The sequence below is a fragment of the Methylosinus sp. RM1 genome, assembly GCF_011378635.1.
GTDB lineage: Bacteria > Pseudomonadota > Alphaproteobacteria > Rhizobiales > Beijerinckiaceae > Methylosinus > Methylosinus sporium.
Window position 1 is genome coordinate 1 of the sequence record NZ_WOVC01000103.1, and the last position, 1,249, is coordinate 1,249.

At 60.5% G+C, this 1,249-nt stretch carries 1 protein-coding gene; it reads left to right on the plus strand.

Annotated features, from left to right (window positions below):
- Positions 1–182: 182 nt before the first annotated feature.
- Positions 183–1,229 carry a PepSY domain-containing protein gene (locus FMZ75_RS21105; RefSeq protein WP_255461859.1) on the plus strand — a complete coding sequence of 349 codons (1,047 nt, stop codon included), beginning with the start codon at positions 183–185 and terminating at the stop codon, positions 1,227–1,229.
- The last annotated feature ends 20 nt before the right edge of the window (positions 1,230–1,249 follow it).

Consider the following 1,249-nt stretch of genomic DNA (forward strand, 5'->3'; position numbering starts at 1 on the left):
GGCGATGATCTGCGGCGGGAAGCGATGGCGCTTGTAGCTCACGGGTGATTGTTTCATGGCGGGAAGATCGCCCGTGTCGGCTTACCCGCGCGTTAATGTGACAACGCCCTCTGCGCACCGCCGCGCCGCGGCAGGTAGCACTATGGAGCTGGCGCAAGGTCTGGCTGAAGGGACATCTTTGGCTGGGCCTTGCGATCGGCCTGTTCTTGTCGGTGATCGGGGTTACGGGTTCAGCGCTCGTCTTCTTCCAGGAGATCGACGAGGCGCTCAATCCGCAGCTGCGGATCGTCGCTGGGCCACCGCAGGGACGAGCGGCGTGGCGTCCATTGGAAGAAATCGCCGAGTCGGCGCGGGGAGTCATCCCGTCCGACAGCTCGCTAGGCTGGTGTTATTGGCCGCAGAGCGACGATGAAGCCTTTCTATTCTACTATCGTGTCCAGAATCCCCAGACTGGGAGGCTGGAAACGCGCCATGTCTTCGTCGATCCCTATTCGGCGAAGGTCACGGGAACGCGTCTATGGTATTCCGTCGGGAGCCCGTTCGACGAGAGTTTCGTCGGCTTCTTGTTCAAGCTCCACTATTGCCTGCTCGTTCCCGTGATCGGGGACATAGCGGTCGGGATCATCGCTATCCTCGCCTTCCTTTCGACCGTGACCGGCGTGATCCTGTGGTGGCCGAGAAACGCGAAATGGCGCACCGCGTTCACACTCAAATGGCCCGCCAAGCCGGAGCGGCTGAATTACGACATTCATCGCTTGTCCGGTCTGTTCCTGCTGCCGGTCGCCTTGGCCGTTCTGCTGTCGGGCCTCTATTTCAATCTGCCGCAACAGTTCAAAGCCGTTGTCGAGCTTTTTTCCGAGCTGACGAGGATCGAGCGTTATCGTTCGATCGAGAATGGTCAGGAGCGCATCACACTCGACCGCGCGATAGCAACGGCGACGCAGCGATTCCCCGATAGCCGCATCTACGCCGTGACGTTGCCGCAGTCTCACGACGGCTCTTATGTCGTCAACCAATTGTTTCCGATCGGCTGGGGATTGGAGGGCCGTCGGACGGTGTATATCGATCAGTTCCGCGAGGACGTTCTGCATGTGAACGATCCGCTCGCCGGCGACGGCGACGGCTTCATCCAATGGCAATGTCTGGCGATTCCGACGAAGGCGCCCGTCTTTAACGGGATAATGGCGCCCGGGGATTCCGGGATAATGGCGCCCCCTCTAACGGAATGATCCCGCCTGGGCGCCGCGTT